The sequence below is a fragment of the Natranaerobius trueperi genome, assembly GCF_002216005.1.
In the GTDB taxonomy this organism is placed as follows: domain Bacteria; phylum Bacillota; class Natranaerobiia; order Natranaerobiales; family Natranaerobiaceae; genus Natranaerobius_A; species Natranaerobius_A trueperi.
In genome coordinates, this window is the sequence record NZ_NIQC01000004.1 from 96,998 (window position 1) to 117,781 (window position 20,784).

23 protein-coding genes, 1 rRNA gene and 1 riboswitch are annotated in these 20,784 nt (G+C 33.1%); of the genes, 5 read left to right on the forward strand and 19 right to left on the reverse strand.

The genetic code is table 11. The features are described 5' to 3' along the window. Window positions 1-5 precede the first annotated feature (5 nt). From CDO51_RS03250 to CDO51_RS03265, 4 genes are all read right to left on the reverse strand, one after another. Window positions 6-1,076 (reverse strand): protein arginine kinase, encoded by a 1,071-nt coding sequence (locus CDO51_RS03250; protein WP_089022860.1) that lies wholly within the window; start codon window positions 1,074-1,076, stop codon window positions 6-8. An 11-nt stretch (window positions 1,077-1,087) separates the two neighbouring features. Continuing rightward, on the reverse strand, window positions 1,088-1,594 hold the full coding sequence (locus CDO51_RS03255; RefSeq protein WP_089022861.1) for a protein-arginine kinase activator protein McsA: 507 nt from the start codon (window positions 1,592-1,594) through the stop codon (window positions 1,088-1,090). A gap of 26 nt (window positions 1,595-1,620) precedes the next feature. Then, entirely contained in the window at window positions 1,621-2,118 is a 498-nt protein-coding gene (locus CDO51_RS03260; RefSeq protein ID WP_240503473.1) for a CtsR family transcriptional regulator, read from the reverse strand. 181 nt (window positions 2,119-2,299) lie between these two features. Then, entirely contained in the window at window positions 2,300-3,031 is a 732-nt protein-coding gene (locus CDO51_RS03265) for an MgtC/SapB family protein (protein WP_089022862.1), read from the reverse strand. Between the two features lie 43 nt (window positions 3,032-3,074). Here CDO51_RS03265 and CDO51_RS03270 point away from each other — a divergent pair, with 43 nt between their 5' ends. Next, window positions 3,075-3,266 carry a hypothetical protein gene (locus CDO51_RS03270; protein ID WP_089022863.1) on the forward strand — a complete coding sequence of 64 codons (192 nt, stop codon included), beginning with the start codon at window positions 3,075-3,077 and terminating at the stop codon, window positions 3,264-3,266. A 37-nt stretch (window positions 3,267-3,303) separates the two neighbouring features. Here the strand turns inward: CDO51_RS03270 and ligD are convergent, their stop codons facing one another. Continuing rightward, complete coding sequence (gene ligD, locus CDO51_RS03275) at window positions 3,304-4,197, reverse strand: non-homologous end-joining DNA ligase (RefSeq protein ID WP_158212291.1); 894 nt, start codon at window positions 4,195-4,197, stop codon at window positions 3,304-3,306. Between the two features lie 45 nt (window positions 4,198-4,242). On the opposite strand from ligD, the gene CDO51_RS03280 reads away from it, so the two are divergent. Beyond that, on the forward strand, window positions 4,243-5,187 hold the full coding sequence (locus tag CDO51_RS03280; RefSeq protein ID WP_089022865.1) for an ATP-dependent DNA ligase: 945 nt from the start codon (window positions 4,243-4,245) through the stop codon (window positions 5,185-5,187). On the opposite strand, the gene ku is transcribed toward CDO51_RS03280, so the two are convergent. The 3 genes from ku to CDO51_RS03295 all read right to left on the reverse strand — a co-directional run bounded on the left by ku (window position 5,184) and on the right by CDO51_RS03295 (window position 7,140). Next, entirely contained in the window at window positions 5,184-5,975 is a 792-nt protein-coding gene (gene ku / locus CDO51_RS03285) for a non-homologous end joining protein Ku (protein ID WP_089022866.1), read from the reverse strand. The two genes, CDO51_RS03280 and ku, sit on opposite strands and share 4 nt — an antisense overlap. Window positions 5,976-6,070: 95 nt before the next feature. After that, window positions 6,071-6,394: a thioredoxin gene (trxA, locus tag CDO51_RS03290; protein WP_089022867.1), complete on the reverse strand. Its 324-nt coding sequence runs from the start codon at window positions 6,392-6,394 to the stop codon at window positions 6,071-6,073. Window positions 6,395-6,519: 125 nt separating this feature from the next. Next, window positions 6,520-7,140 (reverse strand): YigZ family protein, encoded by a 621-nt coding sequence (locus tag CDO51_RS03295; RefSeq protein WP_089022868.1) that lies wholly within the window; start codon window positions 7,138-7,140, stop codon window positions 6,520-6,522. A gap of 131 nt (window positions 7,141-7,271) precedes the next feature. On the opposite strand from CDO51_RS03295, the gene CDO51_RS03300 reads away from it, so the two are divergent. From CDO51_RS03300 to CDO51_RS03310, 3 genes are read left to right on the forward strand one after another with little or no spacing between them, the layout of a single operon-like run. Further along, complete coding sequence (locus CDO51_RS03300) at window positions 7,272-7,847, forward strand: flavodoxin family protein (RefSeq protein ID WP_089022869.1); 576 nt, start codon at window positions 7,272-7,274, stop codon at window positions 7,845-7,847. 46 nt (window positions 7,848-7,893) lie between these two features. Further along, window positions 7,894-8,454, forward strand: a complete 561-nt coding sequence (locus tag CDO51_RS03305) for an RNA polymerase sigma factor (RefSeq protein WP_158212292.1) — start codon at window positions 7,894-7,896, stop codon at window positions 8,452-8,454. After that, window positions 8,451-9,614 (forward strand): hypothetical protein, encoded by a 1,164-nt coding sequence (locus CDO51_RS03310; RefSeq protein WP_089022871.1) that lies wholly within the window; start codon window positions 8,451-8,453, stop codon window positions 9,612-9,614. Before CDO51_RS03305 ends, CDO51_RS03310 begins: the two co-directional genes overlap by 4 nt. A gap of 344 nt (window positions 9,615-9,958) precedes the next feature. On the opposite strand, the gene CDO51_RS03315 is transcribed toward CDO51_RS03310, so the two are convergent. From CDO51_RS03315 to rrf, 11 genes are all read right to left on the reverse strand, one after another. Then, window positions 9,959-12,154 (reverse strand): anaerobic ribonucleoside triphosphate reductase, encoded by a 2,196-nt coding sequence (locus tag CDO51_RS03315; RefSeq protein WP_169710420.1) that lies wholly within the window; start codon window positions 12,152-12,154, stop codon window positions 9,959-9,961. 125 nt (window positions 12,155-12,279) lie between these two features. After that, the gene (locus CDO51_RS03320) at window positions 12,280-12,801 is read right to left on the reverse strand and encodes a 4Fe-4S cluster-binding domain-containing protein (RefSeq protein WP_089022872.1); all 522 of its coding nucleotides are present in this window, start codon (window positions 12,799-12,801) and stop codon (window positions 12,280-12,282) included. Between the two features lie 257 nt (window positions 12,802-13,058). Continuing rightward, window positions 13,059-13,529, reverse strand: coding sequence for a 6,7-dimethyl-8-ribityllumazine synthase (gene ribH, locus CDO51_RS03325; RefSeq protein WP_089022873.1), 471 nt, complete (start codon window positions 13,527-13,529; stop codon window positions 13,059-13,061). 1 nt (window position 13,530) lies between these two features. Further along, on the reverse strand, window positions 13,531-14,751 hold the full coding sequence (locus CDO51_RS03330; protein WP_089022874.1) for a bifunctional 3,4-dihydroxy-2-butanone-4-phosphate synthase/GTP cyclohydrolase II: 1,221 nt from the start codon (window positions 14,749-14,751) through the stop codon (window positions 13,531-13,533). Between the two features lie 19 nt (window positions 14,752-14,770). Beyond that, a complete protein-coding gene (locus CDO51_RS03335; RefSeq protein ID WP_089022875.1) occupies window positions 14,771-15,460 on the reverse strand; it encodes a riboflavin synthase in 690 nt (229 codons plus the stop codon). Further along, complete coding sequence (gene ribD / locus CDO51_RS03340; protein WP_089022890.1) at window positions 15,461-16,561, reverse strand: bifunctional diaminohydroxyphosphoribosylaminopyrimidine deaminase/5-amino-6-(5-phosphoribosylamino)uracil reductase RibD; 1,101 nt, start codon at window positions 16,559-16,561, stop codon at window positions 15,461-15,463. A gap of 134 nt (window positions 16,562-16,695) precedes the next feature. Beyond that, window positions 16,696-16,818, reverse strand: a riboswitch (FMN riboswitch). 101 nt (window positions 16,819-16,919) lie between these two features. Then, window positions 16,920-17,852: a glycine betaine ABC transporter substrate-binding protein gene (locus tag CDO51_RS03345; RefSeq protein ID WP_158212293.1), complete on the reverse strand. Its 933-nt coding sequence runs from the start codon at window positions 17,850-17,852 to the stop codon at window positions 16,920-16,922. 39 nt (window positions 17,853-17,891) lie between these two features. After that, window positions 17,892-18,710, reverse strand: a complete 819-nt coding sequence (locus CDO51_RS03350) for an ABC transporter permease (protein WP_089022877.1) — start codon at window positions 18,708-18,710, stop codon at window positions 17,892-17,894. Next, window positions 18,700-19,806, reverse strand: coding sequence for a betaine/proline/choline family ABC transporter ATP-binding protein (locus CDO51_RS03355; protein WP_089022878.1), 1,107 nt, complete (start codon window positions 19,804-19,806; stop codon window positions 18,700-18,702). The genes CDO51_RS03350 and CDO51_RS03355 overlap by 11 nt, the downstream gene beginning before the upstream one ends. Window positions 19,807-19,820: 14 nt before the next feature. Further along, window positions 19,821-20,474 (reverse strand): ABC transporter permease, encoded by a 654-nt coding sequence (locus tag CDO51_RS03360; protein WP_089022879.1) that lies wholly within the window; start codon window positions 20,472-20,474, stop codon window positions 19,821-19,823. 178 nt (window positions 20,475-20,652) lie between these two features. Beyond that, a 5S ribosomal RNA gene (gene rrf / locus CDO51_RS03365) occupies window positions 20,653-20,769 on the reverse strand. Window positions 20,770-20,784 lie beyond the last annotated feature (15 nt).

Here is a 20,784-nt window from a genome sequence, read left to right on the forward strand (position 1 = left end):
TCTCTTTAACCTTCTTTGTTGGTACTTAAATCTATTCTTTTTCGAATTATTTCAGCCCTCTTAATATCACGATCTTGCGGATTCAAATCTTTTCTAGCATACTTTTGTAAGTTTGCAGGTCTAATTAAAACCATTAAGTCATCTAAAATTGTTGGATCTACATTTTCTAATAATCCTAAATCAACTCCTAAACGCACTTGGCTTAATAGTTCTAAAGCTTCTTTTGAGCTAATAATTCTTGCATTGCTTAATTTACCAAAAGCTCGACCAGATTTATCAGCAAGTCTAATTTTACTTTCATTTAATAAGTTCTGTCGAGCTTGTTCCTCTTGTTCCACTAATTGTTTTGTAACACCTAAGAGATTTTTAATCATATCTTTTTCTGATTGGCCTAAGGTAATTTGATTTGAAATCTGAAATATATTACCAACAACTTCAGACTCTTCACCGTACAAACCTCGTACTGCTAGACCTACTTGACCAATAGCTGATAAGATCCTGTTTATTTGTTTTGATAAAGCAAGCCCTGGAAGGTGTAGCATTACAGAAGCTCTCATTCCTGTACCGACATTTGTAGGGCAAGCTGTTAAAAATCCTAATTCTTCATCAAAAGCATAATCTGCAGATTCTTCAATTAAATCATCTAACTGATCTGCTAACTCATACGCTTTTTCTAATTGTAAACCTGGAAATAGACATTGAATTCTTATATGATCTTCTTCATTTAGCATTATACTCACAGCTTCATCTTCTCGTAACATCACAGCACTATTTCTATCTTCTTTTGCTAATAATGGACTAATCAAATGTTTTTCAACCATGACTTGTTTTTCAAGATTGTCTAGATCTTTCATCCAAGTAAGCTGATGTTTCCCAAGACCTGTTTCAGCTCGTTTAAGACTATCTTTAGTTGTATTAACAACTTTTTCAGTATCTTCATCACCAGCTAAAGAGGGGAACGGAATATTTTTTAAATTTCGTGCAAATCTAATACGACTTGATAGTACAATATTATGATAAGGCCCTTCTCCTTTCATCCATTTAGCACTAGCATTCTTTAAATATTCATTTAACATATAAACACCCCCTACTCAAGCTCCTCTTCAAGCTTTTTAATTTCGTCTCTGATTTCTGCAGCTTTTTCAAATTCTTCTCTATAAATACATCGTTGTAAACTTTCTTTTAACTCACTAATGCGTCTTTTAATTCGCAGCGTACCTCCTGCTCTTTTAGGAACTTTCCCAGAATGACTAGTACTACCGTGAATTCTCTTTAACATAGGCTTTAACTGTTCACCAAAAACTTCATAGCACTTACCACAACCAAACCTTCCCATTTTTGCAAACTGCTGATGAGTTAAACCGCAAGTGTCACACTGCACCTTCTTTTGATCAGATATCCTCAAGTCTTCAGGATCGCCCCCCATCAGTCCAGTTAAAAAGTTTTGTAGGGAAAAGCTTGAATCAATATCAAAATCAAATTGGTTAGATTCTTTTGCACATACTTCACAAAGATGCACTTCTGTTTTTTCATTATTAATTATCTTAGTCCAGTGAACAGTTGCTGGTCTTTTACTGCAATTTTGACACATCAAAATAACCACCTCCTGTCTGGGATCATCTATTTATGTTTTAAAATTTCCAAGAGGACATTTTTTAATAATGTCGCTCTAACTCTATCTCTTATCGGCAAAGGAATTGGTAGGCTTTCCCGTTCACAACAACTTAATAAAACATCTTTATCCTGCTTTGTAATTATTTCTTCTTCATAGAACCTTCTAATTAAACCACTAGCTTCATTTTGTGATATACTACTCCCTATGAGCTCTGTGATTTTGTATTCTGGATTATAATCAGAAAACTTTAATCTTTTTATCTCTATATATCCGCCTCCACCTCGTCTACTAGTTACTAAATAGCCATTATTTTCTGTAAATCTTGTACTTAATACATAATTGATTTGAGATGGTACACAATTAAATTTATAGGCCAATTCTTTTCTTTTAATACTAACGGATCTATCAGAATTTTTATTTATTAACTCTTTTAAGTATTTTTCAATATTATCAGATAAGTTACTCATACCAATCACCTCTGACCTTTTTTGACCTTCTGACAATATTATACTCTTATTAACCCTTCTGTATGCAAGCTACAATATTTTTGATTAATATTAATTATCTCTTCTGTACACGTATAGAGACTTAAATTCTCTTGTTTTCTTAATTTAATATAAAAATAACCGGGTTTTACCCGGTTAACACATATTATTATCTCCATTAATTCAAATTATTATCAAATCATCCTGTAATATCATCATTAGATCCTCCATTCTCAAAAAAGTCCCCTTCCCAATTAACCTCTAATACACCATCAATTTCCATGATGGATGTTATGAATTCATTATCATCAAATTTAGCTGGTAGTTTTAATAAAAATGTCACTCTCAATGCATCGGTTTGATATGATTCTAAAAATTCCGGTCCATTCATTTCAACTTTATTTATATTTATTTCTCTATTTGCAATAACATATGATATATTAGCTAACTGACCTGGACGATCAACTACTCGAACCCAAAGTTCTCGAACTCTTTTTCTGCGTGCTAAATATCGTTCCACATTTCCTAATAAGTATAAGCTTATCATAACTACTGAAGTTGCAGTGATGGCTCCTAAATAAAAACCTCCTCCAACAGCTAAACCAATTCCAGCGACAACCCATAAACTAGCAGCTGTTGTTAAACCTTTAATTGTACTTCCTTGTCTAAGTATAGTTCCTGCTCCAAGAAAGCCCACCCCACTTACAACTTGTGCTGCAATCCGAGCAGTATCTGCACCTCTACTTATTTCACCTTCAGGTCCTATAAAGGTATAAATTGACACTAGCATAATCAATGTAGCTCCTACACATACTAAAATATGAGTCCGAAAACCAGCAGGACGATTATGTTGTTCACGTTCAAAACCAACTAACCCTCCAAGTAATCCGCCTAAAACTAATCGAAGAATTATCTCAACAGAGCTTATCAAATTTTTCTCCCCCTCAAAAAAGATAATTAGGAGGTGAATGTAAGTGCATAAACATATAATACATAGGCATCCACCCTTTAAAATTAAAAAAAGTCACTTTTCCAATAAATTAGAACCGATTTGGTTTGATTACATGGATGATATGGAAGTCGCTTACCATCCTTTTGATCTACCAGCAACTGGTTGGTGGTCTAATCAGTGGGTGTCCTATGATAAAAGTGACGAAAAGAAATAGTGGTAATAATTATATCACACTACCTAACAGTTATCATTTAAAGACTATATTTTTCATTTAATACAGATTCAAATAAATCTCCAAATTGTTTCACTCTATCTACCACAGAGAATAGATCATAAGTTTTAGAAGTGGCTACATTTTTTTCTAATTCATCCCAAGTAACAGGAGCTGATACAAAAGCTCCTGAATTAGCCCTAGGGCCATATATAGTAGAAATAGTTTTCCCTTTAACATTTTGTAGGTAGTCTAAATACACTTTTTTTGAGTCACGTTTTCGTACACTCCGCTCTATAGTAGCTATTTTAAAGTTTTCTCTAACGATTTCTTCAGAAATGCTTTTAGCATATTCTCTAACTTGGCTGTAGGTATATTTAGGTTGTAATGGTACAAAAATCTGCAAGCCACTTGATCCTGTTAGTTTTAAATAGCCCTTTTGAGAATATTGTTCTATTAGCTTTTTAAATTCAAAGGCAAGTCGTTTTACTTTTGAAAATTCTGCGTCTGGCATCGGATCTAGATCAAACACAACGTAATCTGGTTTTTCTAAATTATTAATACGTGAAAGCCACGGGTGAAGTTCGATGGCTGCTAAATTTCCTAGCCAAACTAAAGTTGCTGGATGATCTACTATAACATATCTAATAGTTTCATCTCCTGAAGAAAGGTCTACTGTGGTGAGCCAGTCAGGAAGATTACCTATTTTACTGATATCTTTTTGATAAAAACCTTTGTTATTTATACCATCTGGATATCTTGTCATAACTAAAGGTCTATCTTTCAAATGAGGTGATATATAAGGGTATATATCTAATAAGTATTTAATTAAATGAAATTTTGTTAATTTTTTTTGGGGCCAAATAATTTTAGTTAAGTTTGTTAGATAAACTTCTTTTCCTTGGATATTAAGAACTTCACTTTTTTTTGTCAACTTAATAACTCCCTTTCTTTTTAGTGCTTTCAAAGGAGGTAAAAAATGGAACTAGATAAGCCCATTCAACCCATGGAACCTATAAAAACTGATAAACTACCCACTAATGAAAAATGGGTCTATCAAATTAAGTGGGATGGTATCAGAATTATTACATTTTATGATGGCCATAAATTATACTTTCATACAAAAAAAGGTTTTCAGCGTTCTTCTCAATACCCAGAATTGTCTAAGTTACACAAATTCGTTAATAATGATAAATGGGTATTAGATGGTGAAGTAATTGTTCAAACAGATGAAAAAGAAGGTGGAGATTTTTATAATATTCTTAAAAGAGACCGTACAAAAAAACCATCAAAAGATCTATTAAAAAACCTTTCAATTAGGTATAAAATTTTTGATTTATTGTATCTACATGATAGTTGGTTAACTAACCAAAATTGGCACGAAAGAATGACAATACTATCAAACCTCCTTACTTCTAATGACTTATATCACCCTGTTAAGTATACAGCAAAAGGTAAAGAATTATTCGAATATACAAAAGAACACAATTTAGAAGGTGTTATTGCAAAAAATATGTTTAGTAAATACGTCCCTGGAAAAGATCATAATTCATGGTATAAAATTAAACATAGTGAAACTATTAACGCAGTCTTAGGTGGAGTAGTCATGAATGGAAATAATATAAAAAGTCTTTTATTAGGTAAACAAAAAGATAATACATTACTTTATATCGGGCGTGCAAGTACTGGCCTTTCCCAAAAAGAACTGAATGAGTTAAGTAAATATGCTAGAAAGAACCATATAACTTCTTCTCCTTTTAGTGATTACCCTAATAACAGACCGTACAACGAACTTTTTTCTAAGGGAAGTAAAAATTCACAAATATTTTATCTACCCCCAAAACTAACTGTTAAGGTTAAGTTTTCTGAATGGACTTCTGATTACACTTTACGACATCCTGTTGTATTAGGATTTGTAGTTTAACCTGATTTTTCTTCAATTACATCAACACTTTTTTCTAAAGCATCCATCAAACTGACTACACGTTCATCAGTTTCTATTTTGGGTTCTGCAATTTCCCTATTATGAATTTTTGCTTCAATTAGATCAAGTAAAGATTTACGATATTCATCCTGAAATTTATCTGGATTAAAGCTATCTGTTAAGCCGTCTACTAATTTTCCTGCCATTTCTAATTCTTTGTCTGAAACTTCACCTGCCTCGTCAACAAATTCATCACTTCCTAGTTCTTCTACTGGGTTTCTGACCTCATCAGGATAATACATTGTTTCCATAGTTAAAGTAGAGTTATGTACTCTTATACATGAAAGCATCGACTTTGATCTTATTACCACCTGACATACAGCAACTTTGCCTTTTTCCTCTAATACTTGCTTTAATAATTGATAACCTTTTTCGCCTGTTTCATTTGGAGCTAGATAATATGTTTTATCATAATATACTGGATCAATTTCTTTAAGATCAATAAACTCTACTATATCAATAGATCTTGACTGTTTATCTGGTAAATTTTCAAAGTCTTCATCTTCTAAAACCACATATCTACCTGGCTCATATTCATACCCTCTTACAATTTCTTCTTTTGATACTTCCTTTGCACAACTAGAGCACACCTTCTTATATTCAATTGGAGCCTTACAATCATCATGTAAATATCTGAACTTTATATTCTTTTTTTCAGTTGCTGCATACATTTTAACGGGTACATTTACAAGTCCAAAACTAATAGCACCTTTCCACAGTGGTCTCATAATTTCACCTCTATTAATTTCTTTTATTTTAGCTTTTTCCTAAAATAAATAAAAAAATACAAAAAAGCTGCCTTTAAAAGGCAGCTTAAAGTATATTAGAGGTTTTCTTCAATTTTTTTAATTAAATCTTCTTTAGGTAGATATCCAACAACTTGATCTTGTACTTCACCATCTTTTATTAATAAAATAGTTGGAATACTCATCACACTGTACTCACCTGCTGTATCAGTATTTTCATCTACGTTTACCTTACAAACTTTAACTTTCCCATCCATTTCTTCTGCAACATCTTCTATTACTGGAGCTACCATTTTACAAGGTCCACACCACGGAGCCCAAAAATCAACTAATACAGGACCACCTGATTGAATAACTTCTTTTTTAAAATTATCATCTGTTAATTCTAATACCTTAGACATTAAGATTCCTCCTTTAATTTAATATAACTTCATACGTTCAACTGAGTTTTTATACGACTTAACACATTTGCAACATACCCTTGCGGGGTATATAAATTGTAACTCTAAAAGTATTCTTTGTCAAACTATAGATAAATTAAGCCTTTAAGAAGATAGCGCCCGCTACCAGAAGTTAAATTCTCAACATAATTTATTAAATAATCCTGGCCTTCAGGTACTGCAATTACAAGGCGTACATTCTCTTTATATTCGATGTCTCTAAGAAACCAATCATCTCTTTCATCAATTTCATTTTGTAGTTTACCAAGCTGAGGGTACTCTATTTCTATTTCATATTCTTGATATAAAGTTCTTTTAACTATTTTTGCTTTTTCTATACCTTCTTTTGCACTGTGGCTATATGCTCTAACTAAGCCACCTGCACCTAATTTTATACCCCCAAAGTATCTAGTAACAACAACAGCAACATTTCTAATTCCTTGATTTTCTATTACATCTAGCACTGGTTTCCCAGCTGTACCACTTGGTTCTCCATCATCACTTTGTCTTTTAAAGTCTGACTTAAGACCGACTCGAAAGGCAAAAACATTATGTGTAGCATCACTATGTCTTTCTTTTATTTGGTTAATAAAGTCAAAAGCTTCAGTTTCTGTGCTTACCGGAGCAACATAGGAAATAAACCGGGATTTTTTTATAAAAATTTCTTTATCAGTTTGCTTTTGAACGGTTACATATTCTTTAACCATGAAACTCCCCACCTCATTTCAAATCTACTTTTACTATAGATAGTACTTCCATAAAAATATTATTTATCCTTTAATATATTGGCGTTTTCTATACCATCAAAATATATTATACTTAACTTGGAGGTGTTATAATGAAATCTTTAATTTTAATTGGAAGTCCAAGAAAACACGGTAATTCTGGAATTGTTGCTAATGAATTACAAGAAAAATTATCTGCTCATAAAAACAATATAGATTGTGAAAAAATTTGGGTTGCTGATCTAGACATTAGGCCTTGTACCGCTTGTGGGTATTGTGATAAGGTAGGTAAATGCATAATTAAAGATGAAATGCAACCTCTTTATACTAAGGTTGAAGAGGCCGATATTATTACTTTTATTTCACCCATCTATTTTGGTAGTATTACTGCTCAACTAAAAACCTTTATCGATCGTTTTCAACCTTTTTATGCATCTAAATTTCTTTTAAATAACCCTAAAATCAAGAAGGGTTCTAATAAAAATGTTTCATTAATTACAATCTCTGGAATGGATAGAGACTATTTCTTTAGAAATGCTCAAGAAATTATAAATATATTTTGTATGAATCTTAATGTTGATTTAGGTCCAACACTTCATTTAAAAAATATTGATTACGCTTCAGAGATTACTGAAAAACCAGATCAATTAAATAAAGTTTCGGAGTTGGCACAACTTTTAATTCAATAGATTCGTCTTTAAATAGTGCCGTTCCATCAAGAAAGGATGACATATATTGGATCTGTCAAAAGAACGTCTGGCAGAGTTAGCCACAAAAGCCATACATGATGAACAGGCCTTTGAAGAATTATATAATTACTTTTTCCCTAAAGTTTATTATTATATTCTACAACGTGTAAATAATAAGGCAATAGCCGAGGATTTAGTATCAAATATTTTTCTTAAAGCTTTAAGAAACCTTACATCTTTAAAAAATTCTAGAGACTTTCAGGGGTGGCTATTTTCTATAGCAAGAAATGCTCTGATCGATCATTACAGAAAAGCTGGCCGTAAAAAGGAAGAAGCTTCTGAGGCTGTCTCTGACGATAAAACAATCCTTTATGAAACACCCGAGGATCAACTCTTAATAAAGGAACATAATAATCAAATTTATCAAGCATTAGATACTTTATCCCCTGAGCAAAGTGAAGTTGTGATATTAAGGTTTATGCATGAATTAAAACTAAAAGAGATAGCAAAGGTAATTGATAAAAGTGAAGGGGCAGTTAAAGGTCTCTTATATCGGGCATTAAAGAAACTATCTATACATTTTCAAGATAGGGAGGTGCAAAAATGAGCTCCAAATATGAAAAATATCATAACAAACAACAAGATACAGAAGAAATAGATAAACTTGAAAGAGAAATTAAAGAAGATTTAAAGCTAGGAGATGAGGAAGTAGATATAGCAAGACAGCTATTTAAAATCTCTCCACCCTCTCCTGACCCTAAGTTTCAACAAGAATTAAAAATTAAGTTACTCCAAGAACATCGCTCTCTAAATAATAAGTCTAAAAAGAAACTCTTCAACTTGCCGTTAGGGGGGGGGTATTCTAGGGCCATAGGAGGTCTAGCAGCTGCTTTCTTAGCTGGTATCCTTATTTATAGTTTTTCTTTTGGATCTACAACTGAAGAAACACCTCAATCTTTTGAAATATCTAAGGTTGAAGAAGAAACTGAAAATAATGCTAGAAATGAGGAGCAACCAACGTATTCGTCGGACGAATTAGACACTAAAACACAAGATAAAACTCTACCTGAAATAAAAGATGATTTTAATGAAGAAGAATCACAAGATGTTGAAACTGAAAATTCAGGTGAAGAACAAAAGAGCTATTCTGATATCTCACAAGCATCTTCTGATGAACCAAATATACTAAAAAGGTCTGAAAAAGATAATGATGACAAATTATCAAATTTTATCTCAAACCTAGATAATAGATTACCAATTTACGATATAGATATAAACTATGTAAACGAAAACGAGTTAGAGAATACACTTAAAAATATAAAAGAATCCGAGGATTTAAATAAACACAAAGCTTTTGATTATGTTAATAATCTAGTACAGTACTATGAAAAAAACCATACTAGCCTTAACCCTATTTATATAGGTTCAGAAACAAATGGCGAAACCAAGCTATTTCATTTTAAAATTAATTCAACATTAAAAAAAAATGAATACTCCCCTATAATCATTTATGATCAACAAGACTTTATTAAAATAACATCTAAAGGTGAAATTACTAAAGCTCACCTGAATATATTAGAAGATATTTCATTTGTAGAAAAAAAAGATATCAAAACAGAAAAAGAACTTCTAGAAAAAACAAAATACTCTAATTATCAACCGAATTTAGGATATAAGCAGTCAGAAGATGTTTTTTTGGTCCCTGTGTTATTCAATTTCGAAAATGATTTAATTAATATCGAAAGTATGATATCTTTACTCCCTTAATAACAAAACCCTGCTATATTAGTAACAGGGTTTTGTTATTAATTAGTTGCTTTTAGAAAATCTTCTACCTCTTTAACACATACAAGGATATTGCCTCAATATTTTTATAAGTACACCCATAAATACATGCTCCACATTCAACACATCTGGTATATTCGATAGTATTATTTGATCCTTCCAAGGTTCATATTTTTAAACATGAGTAAGGGTATGTATGGTGTTTTTTTATAAATATTAACTTAACAATTGTCTGGCTAAGTGATACGCCAGATTATTATCAAAAAGTGCACAGCTAATGTTAATTTTATATTAGCTGTGCACTTTTCTTTACTTAATCCCTTTATTTAGCTTTTAAATCCTTTTAGGTGGCTGACTCTGTTTATACATTCTTGGAACTTTCCATGATTAAATCCAGAAGTTTTTCCTTCACCAGTTTCCTCAGGTACTTCTTCTAATACTCCTAAGTACCCAGTAACTCTTCTTACTCTTTGTATCCTCAGTGAACCACAAACAGGACAAGTTTCATCATCTATTACTCCGTTGTTACCACAATGCAAACATTGATCTACAGGAAAATTAACAGAGAAATAACCACAATCATTATCTATAGAGGCGTTTACCAACTGTTCGAAAGCATCAATGTTACCTTTTGGAGCTGCATCTAATTCTACATAGTTTATGTGTCCAGCAGGAGTATATTTATTAAATGCTGACTCTTTTCTAATTTTCTCTGATGCACCTATTGAATATTCGACTGGTATATGGAATGAATTAGAATACCAATCTTTGTCAGTCACGCCTTCAATTTCGCCAAATCTCTCCCTATCAAGCTCAGTAAAACGACCTGATAGACCTTCTGCTGGTGTAGCCACAAGTGAATAATTCAGGTTATATTCCTTAGAAGCTTCTTTACATAAACCATCCATATATTTGATTATCTCTAGACCTAAATCAAAAGATTCTTCTGATTCACCATGATGCTTACCAGTAAGCACCTTTAGAGCTTCTGCTAGTCCAATAAAACCTATTGATAATGTTCCATGTTTCAATGCTTCTTCAAGGGTATCTTCAGAACTTAATTTATCACTATCTAGATATAAACTTTGACCCATTAAAAATGGAAACTCTTTAACTTTTTTGTTCTTTTGAATTTTAAATCTATCGTAAAGTTGTTCAACTACTAGTTGAACTGTTTCTTTTAACTGACTATAGAAGGAATCTATCTCTCTTGTTTCTAAAGCTACTCTTGGTAAGTTTATAGAAGTAAAAGATAAGTTTCCTCTACCTTCAGTAACTTCTTCTCCCCGTCTATTAGAAATCACTCTAGTCCTACACCCCATATAAGCTACTACTTGTGGATCTTCTTCTCTATAATAAAATGGTGCGTTATAGGATGCATCTTGGTTAGAATAATTAGGAAATAATCTCTCGCATGATACTTCATGAGCAAGGCGACGCAAATCATAGTTAGGATCTTCAGGTTGTTTATTAACACCTTGTGCAAGAGAAAAGATTAGGTTTGGAAATATCGGGGTTTCTCCCTTACCTAAACCTTTTTTATACACTTTTAATAGCATTTCAGTTACTAGTCGCCCTTCAGGGGTTGTATCTAAGCCAAAATTGATAGAAGTAAAAGGTACTTGAGCACCTGCCCGGCTATGCATAGTATTCAAGTTAAACACAAAAATTTGCATTGCTTGGTAGGTTCTTTTACGCACCTGCTTCCACGCTTTCTCTTCAAGATTTTCCTCTACCCCATATTCAACTAATTCTTTTTTAACCTTATCAAGAGTTACTCTCACATAAGGAGCTAATGATGAATCAAAAGTAGCAAAAGATTGCCCCCCATGATGATCATTTTGGTTAGATTGAAAAATTATACAACTAAGAGATGCTGCCGACTCTATAGAATTAGGTGTAGTAATCCAACCATGACCTGTATTAAAACCTTTTTCCAACAATCTATCTAATGGAATCTGTAAACAAGTAGTTGTTCCAATAGCTGCAAAATCTGCATCATGGACATGAATATACCCTTCTCTATGGGCATGTGCATGTTCTTCTTTAGCAAAGTGGTTAAAATATACTTCTTTCATCGCTTCTGATCCACCCTTTAACATTTTTCCCATAGGTGCATCACCATTAACATTTGCGTTTTCTTGATCTTTAGTCTCTAAGACATTTATTAACTCTTTCATTAACTTCGTATCAGCTTCTCTAATTCTATCTCGATCATTACGATAGATAACATAAGATCGTGCTACTTCATAATGTCCAGCTTCCATAAGAGTGTTTTCAACTTCTCTTTGTACTCTTGGAACTGTAGGCTTGTCTACTCCCTTTTCCGCTAGCTTATTAAGCACACGGTATGTAAGTGACAAAGCCAGTGAATGGTTGTCCTTATCTACAGCTGAGAAAGCTTTTTTTATTGCATGTGTTATTTTAGAAGGGTCAAAAGGTTGTTCTCTTCCATCCCTTTTAACTACTTTAGATGGCATTTTAGAAGGTTCTGTCACCAAGGCCACATCTTTCTTTTCCATAATTACACCTCTCCCTATATATAATTATAATTAAATTATATAATTTTCTTGATACTGAATAATTGTACCATAATGAAATCACACTTTCTCTTTTCAAAAAACCTTCAAACTTTTGTCTCATTAATTCATTTCATACTTTCATAATATTTCTTCATTATTACGGCTTGATTTTCTTCTATACTCTTCTTGACATCTAAAATCCGTTGATTGCGGGATCCTCTATAGTTTAAGTTCCTATCCTTCTGTTTTTGTAAAAAAGGACCATCGATCAAAATGTCTATCTCATAGAGGAGTTTTTTCCTAGCTCCATCTTTAATTAATTCTTCAAAATAAAATCCAGAATATGCTACTAATGTATACTGCTTTTCTTTTAATTTTTTAGCTAGTTCATAAAAACTATTTGGTTGAAAAAAAGCGTCCCCTCCGGTAAAGGCTACTATATTAGATAATGGATATTTTTCTATATCTATTAATAAATCTTTTACTTTCCACTCACGGCCACCATTAAAATCATGAGTCTCTGGATTATGACAACCAGGACAATTATGCTTACAACCTTGAGCAAAAATAACATAACTTATACCACCCGGTGCATTAACTACACATTCAGGTATAACTCCTGCAACCCTGATTGTTTCGTTCAACATTTTAAAGACCTCCCGTATCTATATTCAAAAAACCGTACAATGTATTTTAACAAAATAATGTACAAACCTTAACACTTTCTTAACTTTTTATTAATTTTTCCATATAACTGCTGTACAAGCATAAGTCTAAGTTATATAAACTCACTCACAGTGTGAAAGACCAATACTTTATTATAAAGGCAGAAGACAGGTGTTGATATTATCAAACATAAAAAATCCCCTTTAGGCGATCTATAATCTTCCTAAAGGGGTACGATTTATTTAGATAACTGATTATACAGGTTTGCCATTTCAATTGCAGAGTTTGCAGCTTCATACCCTTTGTTACCAGCTTTTGTCCCAGCACGTTCAATAGCCTGTTCAATCGTATCTGTTGTTAAGATACCAAAAATAACTGGTGTAGAACTTTCTATACCAACTTTTGCTACCCCTTTACTCACTTCACTTGAAACATAATCAAAGTGGGGAGTATCACCTCTAATTACTGCACCTAATGAGATCACCGCATCATATTTCCCTGACTCTACAGTTTTTTTAGTTGCTCCTGGAATTTCAAAGCTACCAGGTACCCAAATCACCTCTATATTATCTTCGCTTCCGCCATGTCTTTTAATAGAATCAAGAGCTCCCCCTAAAAGTTTGTTTGTTATTAATTCATTGAACCTTGAAACTACAATACCAAACTTCAAACCTTCTGCTAGTAGTTGACCTTCATAAGTTTTAACCATATTAATCATCCTCCCTATTTTCTTTAATTTCTAACATATGACCTAACTTTTCTTGCTTGGTTTTTAAGTAACACTCATTATGAGGGTTTACTTCAGGCTCTAAGGACATTCTTTTTTCTACTTCTAGTCCATATCCTTTCAACCCAATGATTTTTTTAGGATTATTTGTTAATAAGCTTATCTTCTTGAGTCCTAGTTCTTTAAGCATTTGTGCCCCTATACCATAATCTCTTAGATCTGCTGGAAAACCTAATAACTCATTTGCCTCTACTGTATCTTTTCCTTGATCCTGAAGTTCATAAGCCTTTAATTTATTAGCAAGTCCTATACCTCGTCCTTCTTGACGCATGTATAGAACAACCCCTACACCTTCTTCTTCTATTTTTCTTAAAGCTGTTGCTAATTGATCACCACAATCACAACGCATTGACCCTAATACATCCCCTGTAAGACATTCAGAATGTACTCTTACAATAACAGGTTCATCTGTTTTATGAAGATCACCTTTAACAATCGCTAAATGATGTTCTCTAGTAACCGTGTCTTGATATAATTTACCTTTGAATTGTCCATATCTTGATGGTAAATTTACATCTGCAACTTTTTCAACTAACTTTTCTGATTGTCTTCTGTATGATATCAAATCTGCAATAGAGATAATTTTTAGATCGTGTTCCTGTGCAAATTCTTCTAATTCAGGTAATCTAGCCATAGTTCCGTCATCTGACATAATCTCACATATTACACCTGCTGGATATGATCCAGATAGGTATGCTAAATCTATAGCAGCTTCAGTATGACCAGCACGTTTTAAAACACCACCAGACTTAGCGGCTAAAGGAAAAATATGGCCAGGACGTGTTAAGTCCTCTGGTCTCGTATTAGGGTCTATTAATTTAGATATAGTTAGGGATCTCTCATATGCCGAAATTCCTGTATGACACTCTTTAGCATCAACTGATACTGTAAAAGCTGTACCCATATCATCTGTATTATTTTCTACCATTAAGGGAATTTCTAGTTCATCAATTCTTTCATTTTTCATTGGCATACATATTAATCCTCGACCGTATTTAGCCATAAAATTAACTGCTTCCGGTGTAGCTTTATCTGCCGGGATTACAAGATCACCTTCATTTTCCCTATCTTCATCATCTACAACTATTACCATCTTTCCATTCTTCAAATCTTCTAAAGCTTCATGAATTGTATTTAAAGCCATATTTATTCCTCCCTAATATTTAATAACCTAACTCTCGTAATCTACTCATATCTAGTTGAGGAGAGACTCTTGTAGAAACTTCATCGTTATTAGGTTCTTTGTTATCATCTTTGCCTATTAACATTTTTTCTACATATTTACCAATAATGTCAGTTTCAACATTTACATAATCGCCTTTATCTTTAACTGCTAACACAGTGTTTTCTTTAGAATGTGGTATAATACTAACTGAAAAGTCACTTCCGCTACAATTAACAACTGTTAAACTTATACCATCTACAGCTATAGAACCTTTCTCGATAATATATTTATCAATATTAGACTCTACTTGCTCTACTATCTGAAAGCTAAAAACCTCCGCATTACCTTCCATTTTTCGTCCAACAATCTTAGCTAACCCATCAACATGGCCAGATACGATATGACCACCTAATCGATCAGCAAGTCTCATAGCTCGTTCTAAATTAACAGGCGTATTTGGTTTAGCATAACGTAAATTACTTCTACGAATAGTTTCTGGCATTACATCAGCTACAAAGAAATCTTTTCCTACTCTAGTTACAGTTAGACACACTCCATTTGTTGAGATACTGTCTCCTAGCTTAACATCGTCTAAGATAATATTTGCAGATATTGTAAGTTTAATTGAGTCTTTTTCCTGAGATACAGACTTTATTTTCCCTACTTCTTCAACTATGCCTGTAAACATTTAATCACCGTCCTTTTCTTCGGTGGGATACGAACTCACTTTCACTGTATCCTGTAACACTTCAACTGACATATCTTTAGTTTCAATACTATTATTCAGTGTTTCGTAACCTTTCCCACCTACTGGTACTGGCGCTTTTTTCCCACCTATTATTACATTCCCCATATATGTTATAAACTTATCAACTAACTTCAAATCTATCATCGTTCCATGAATTGTTTCTCCACCTTCAACCAATATACTATCTATACCTTGTTTTCCTAAACTTTCTAAAAGTTCGTTTAGATTAACTTTCCCTTGTAAGTCTGCAGATATAAACAACAATTCCCCACCTTGGCTTTTTATTTCTTCTACCTTTTTATTTGTTTTGTTTTTATCTAGAGTAGCAACTATAGTGTGCACTGAATTAGCTGTTCTCATAATCTTAGAGTCTAGTGGTATCTTAAGGGTCGTATCTACAATAATTCTAATAGGATCATGATCAGAATATTCTGGATGTCGGCATGTAAGTGAAGGATCATCCTCTAATACTGTGCCTATACCTACAAGAATACCTGCTACTCTTGCTCTGATTCTGTGAGTATCTAACCTGGCCTGTTTTGATGTTATCCACTTAGAATCGCCCGTACGTGTTGCTATCTTCCCATCAAGGCTCATGCCCCATTTTGAAATAACGAAAGGCTTACTTGTTACTATATATTTTCGAAAGATTTCATTTTGGATCTTAGCTTCTTTTTCCTTAAGTCCTACTTCAACTTCTATCCCTGCCTGTCTAAGAATTTCAACTCCCTTACCTGCAACCTCTTTATTAGGATCAAGGGCTGCTATTACTACTTTTTTTATCTCATATTCTATAATTTTATTTACACATGGTGGTGTTTTACCATAATGACAACAAGGTTCGAGTGTTACATACATTGTAGCTCCAGCAGCAAGTTTCCCAGCTTCTTCAAGGGCGTTAACTTCAGCATGAGGCCCACCCACTTTTTCATGATAACCTTCAGAGATTATCTTACCATCCTTATAAACAACTGCCCCTACTAAAGGGTTAGGATTTGTTCTGCCCCAGCCATTTAGTGCTAAATGTAAAGCTCGATCCATATAAGTATATTCTTCATTTGTCCAAGTAACCACTTAACCACCTACCTAATTCAAATTAAAAATAAAAAACTTCCCTTTGCCTCCAGGGAAGTTTAATTTCTATACAATATAGACTTCGCCTATATTGTATGAAAAATTACCTTCTCCCATCCAGACTTTAACTGTCGGCTCCGGAATTACACCGGATCAACCCTTCATTTGAAGAGTTCGCGGGCTCTACCGCCGGTCGGGAATCTCACCCTACCCTGAAGGTACATCTCACAACGTATTATTTTCTATCTTAAATTTTACTGAATTTTTTAGAAAAAGTAAAGAGAGACCCATAAAAAAATTAGGGCCTCTTGTTTTTATATCTATCTTATTTGGAAACTAACCCTTCTTCTTGTAAAAACTTTTCCGCTACTGTCTCAGGTTGATACTCTTCAATATCTACTTTCGCATTTAAAAGTTGCATAGTTTCATTGTCTAATAATTCACTCAATTTACCTAATATTTCTTCAAGTTCAGGATGTTCTTCAAATACTTCTTCTCTAATGTTAGGAGCCGCATTATAAGCTGGGTGAAAATCCTTATCATCTTCTAAGGTTACTAAATTATAACCTTCAATCCGACCATCTGTCATAAATCCCATACCTACAGGTAATTCACCATCTCTTAAAACTCCATAAATTATACCTGGTGACATTTGTTCAGCATTATCAAATTGAAATCCATAAGTTTCTTCGACTCCTTGCATTCCATCATCTCTAGTATAGTACTCTTGGTTTGTTGCTAAGGTCCATTCATCACCTGCAGGTGAATCTTCATTATTATTTATAGCTTCTGCTAAATCACTTATTGTTTCTATCTCAACTTGTTGTGCTTTTTCTTCACTCATCATTAAAGTGTAAGTGTTATCTAATTGAGCATAATCAAGCCAAACTACACCATTTTCTTTTAGATCTTCTTCTTTTACAACTTCGTAACACTGTTCACTATCTGTAATAGCTTCATCATAGCCTAAATGAGTAATTAATGCAGTCCCTGTATACTCCCACTTAACATCTACATCTTCAGTTAAAAGTGCCTCTCGCACTACACTTGTTCCTTCTAATCCAGTATTATCGATCACATCATATCCATGTTCTTCTAATAACTTTACGGTTAACTGACCTAGAATTAATTGTTCAGTAAATTCTTTCGACCCTACAGCTATCACATCACTTTCTTCACCTGTACCTGCTTCTTCTCCACACCCCACAGTTACTAATGTTAGACTTACAACCAAACAAAGTGATACTAAAAGCTTCAAGGTTAACTCCTCCTTTAAAGTTGTTAATACAAACAAGCTTTATCTTTTTAATGCTTGTTCTAATGTACCCAAAACATTATCTAGAAGCAATGCAAATAAGGCTGATAGAGTGGCTCCTAAATAAACTAATTGATACCGGTCTAAGTTTAAACCTGCACTAATGATATCTCCAAGACCACCTCCACCAATAAAAGTAGCTAATGTAGCAGCACCAGTACAAATCACAACAGTTGTTCTAATTCCAGCCATTATTACAGGTAGAGCTAAAGGGAATTCAACTTTGGTAAAAATTCTACAAGAAGTCATACCCATTCCCCTTGCAGACTCAATTATGTCGGGGGCAATTCCTTGAATCCCTATTGAAGTATTTCTCAAGATAGGGAGTAAGGAATATAACCAAAGTGCAAACAATGCGGTTGTCTCACCTATTCCTAAAATTGTATAAAAAAGACCAAGAATGGCTATACTTGGTACTGTTTGAGCTATATTTATTGTATTATCTACTAATGGCGTTAACCAGCGAAATTTAGGTCTTGTTATTAAGATACCTAGAGGAACACTTGTCAGTACAGCTCCCACAGATGCAAAACCTACTAATCTAATATGTCTAATCAATGATTCAAAAACAGTACTATAGTCTAACCAAGTTTCTGTAAGACTATCTACTGGATTTTGTACATTATAAATTATTGCACCACTACCAAGAAGTAAGTATATAACCGGTAATATTATAAAAGAATACTTTTTTAAATAGCTAAAATACTTTATGATAAAAATTTTAAGCTTATGTGAAATTTTTAATCTTTTTGTTCTATATTCGATTTCACTTTGTTTTCTTGGTTCATTATTAAGATTCATTAGAGCCCACCGCCCTAAATATATCTTGAATTGTTATAACCCCACTAAACTTATTCTGATAATCTACAACTGCAACATGGTAAATGTTGTAGTCTAACATTATTGATAATACTTTACTAAGACTATCATCATCTTTTATTAAACACGGATATTTTCTATAAATTTCTTCTACAGCACTGTTTTCAAAATTTAAAACATCTAAATTACTTATAAATCCACATACTTGTTCATGTTCTTTAACTACTGCTATGTTTAGATCATTATTTTCTAATTTCTCCTTAACTTCACTAACCTTATTTTTGAACTGAATAGTTGGGGCAATTTTAAAATCAATATCTCTAGCTTTTATAAGAGATAAACTTTTTATTGAGGGATTACTTCCTACTAAGTTTCGAACAAATTCTGTTTTCGGGGACTGAAGTAATTTTTTTGGAGTATCATATTGTATGATTTCGCCTTCTTTCATAACTGCAATTTTATCACCCATTTTAATAGCTTCATTTATATCATGAGTTACAAAAATAATTGTTTTCTTCATTTTATTTTGTAACTCTAAAAATTCATTTTGTAGTCTTTCTCTTGTTATGGGATCCACTGCAGCAAAAGGTTCATCCATCAACATTATAGGTGGATTAGAAGCCATAGCTCTTGCAACACCAACTCGCTGTCTTTGTCCTCCACTTAGACTTGAAGGCTTTCTGTCTTTGTATACTTCTGGGTCTAAGCTCATTAAATTCAATAGTTGATCCACACGCTCATTAATTTTATCTTTAGGCCATTTTTTTTCGTACAATACGGTGGCAACATTATCTTTTATAGTCATATGTGGAAATAGACCTATTTCTTGAATGACATATCCGATATTTAGTCTCAGTTGTATAGAGTCCATTTTATATATATCATTTCCATCTACATAAATTGTTCCTTCTGTAACTTCACATATTCTATTAACCATTTTCATAGTTGTGGTTTTTCCACAACCTGAAGGACCGACCAAGACAGTCAGTTGTCCTTTAGGTATATTCAAAGTCAAATTATTAACAGCTGGTTCTGTTGATCTCGGGAAATACTTAGTAACATTCCTAAATTCTATCATAATATCCCCCCAATTTAACATTGCTTAGTTAATAGATATTGTTCTAACCGACCTAATACAATATCTATTGTAATAGCTAAAATGCTAACACCTAAAGCTCCTGTTAAAATCATGTTTGAACTGCTCCTTGCTATACCACGAAAAATAAAGTCACCAAAACCTCCAACACCCACTAAACTAGCAATTGCAGCTATACCAACTACCATAACAATCGCAGTTCTAATACCTGCAATCATAACTGGAAGTGCCAAAGGTATTTTGACTTTTAATAAAATTTTTACTTCTGACATTCCCATTCCTCGAGCAGCTTCTAGTACGTCCAAATCCAACTCTTTTATACCAATATACGTATTCCGTACTATAGGTAATAATGAATATAAAACTAATGCTAAGACTGCAGTTGAAGTTCCTATACCAAATAAAGGTAACAATAGACCAATCATTGCAAAGCTAGGAATGGTCATCAGTATCTGACTTAACAACAATATAAAGTTAGCCAATGTTTTATAGTATGTTGCTAATAACCCTAGAAAAATCCCTATTGTAATTGCTAAAAAACCAGTTATCAAAATGAGTTGACTATGCTCTATAAAGGCTTGCATGATCATATCTTCTCTAGTACTAATATAATCTAAAAATCCCTGAAAAGTAAAAAAACCACTACCCATAATAGACCCCCTATTTGTTTAGTAGTGTACTTACATTTTTCATGTGTTTTCGACATTTATTTGATTTTAGAATTTCTCTCTACTAACATAGATTACCAGTTACTTTCATTTTTGTCAATAATGTTATGATATAATTATTGTAATATGAACACAACTAACATTTTTAAACACAAAAAAAGCCCGGCGAAGACCTACTCTCCCAGGAGCTTTCGCTCCCAGTACCATAGGCGCAGGAGGGCTTAACTGCTGTGTTCGGCATGGTAACAGGTGTATCCCCTCCGCTATTTTCACCGGGCTAGAAATCAAATAT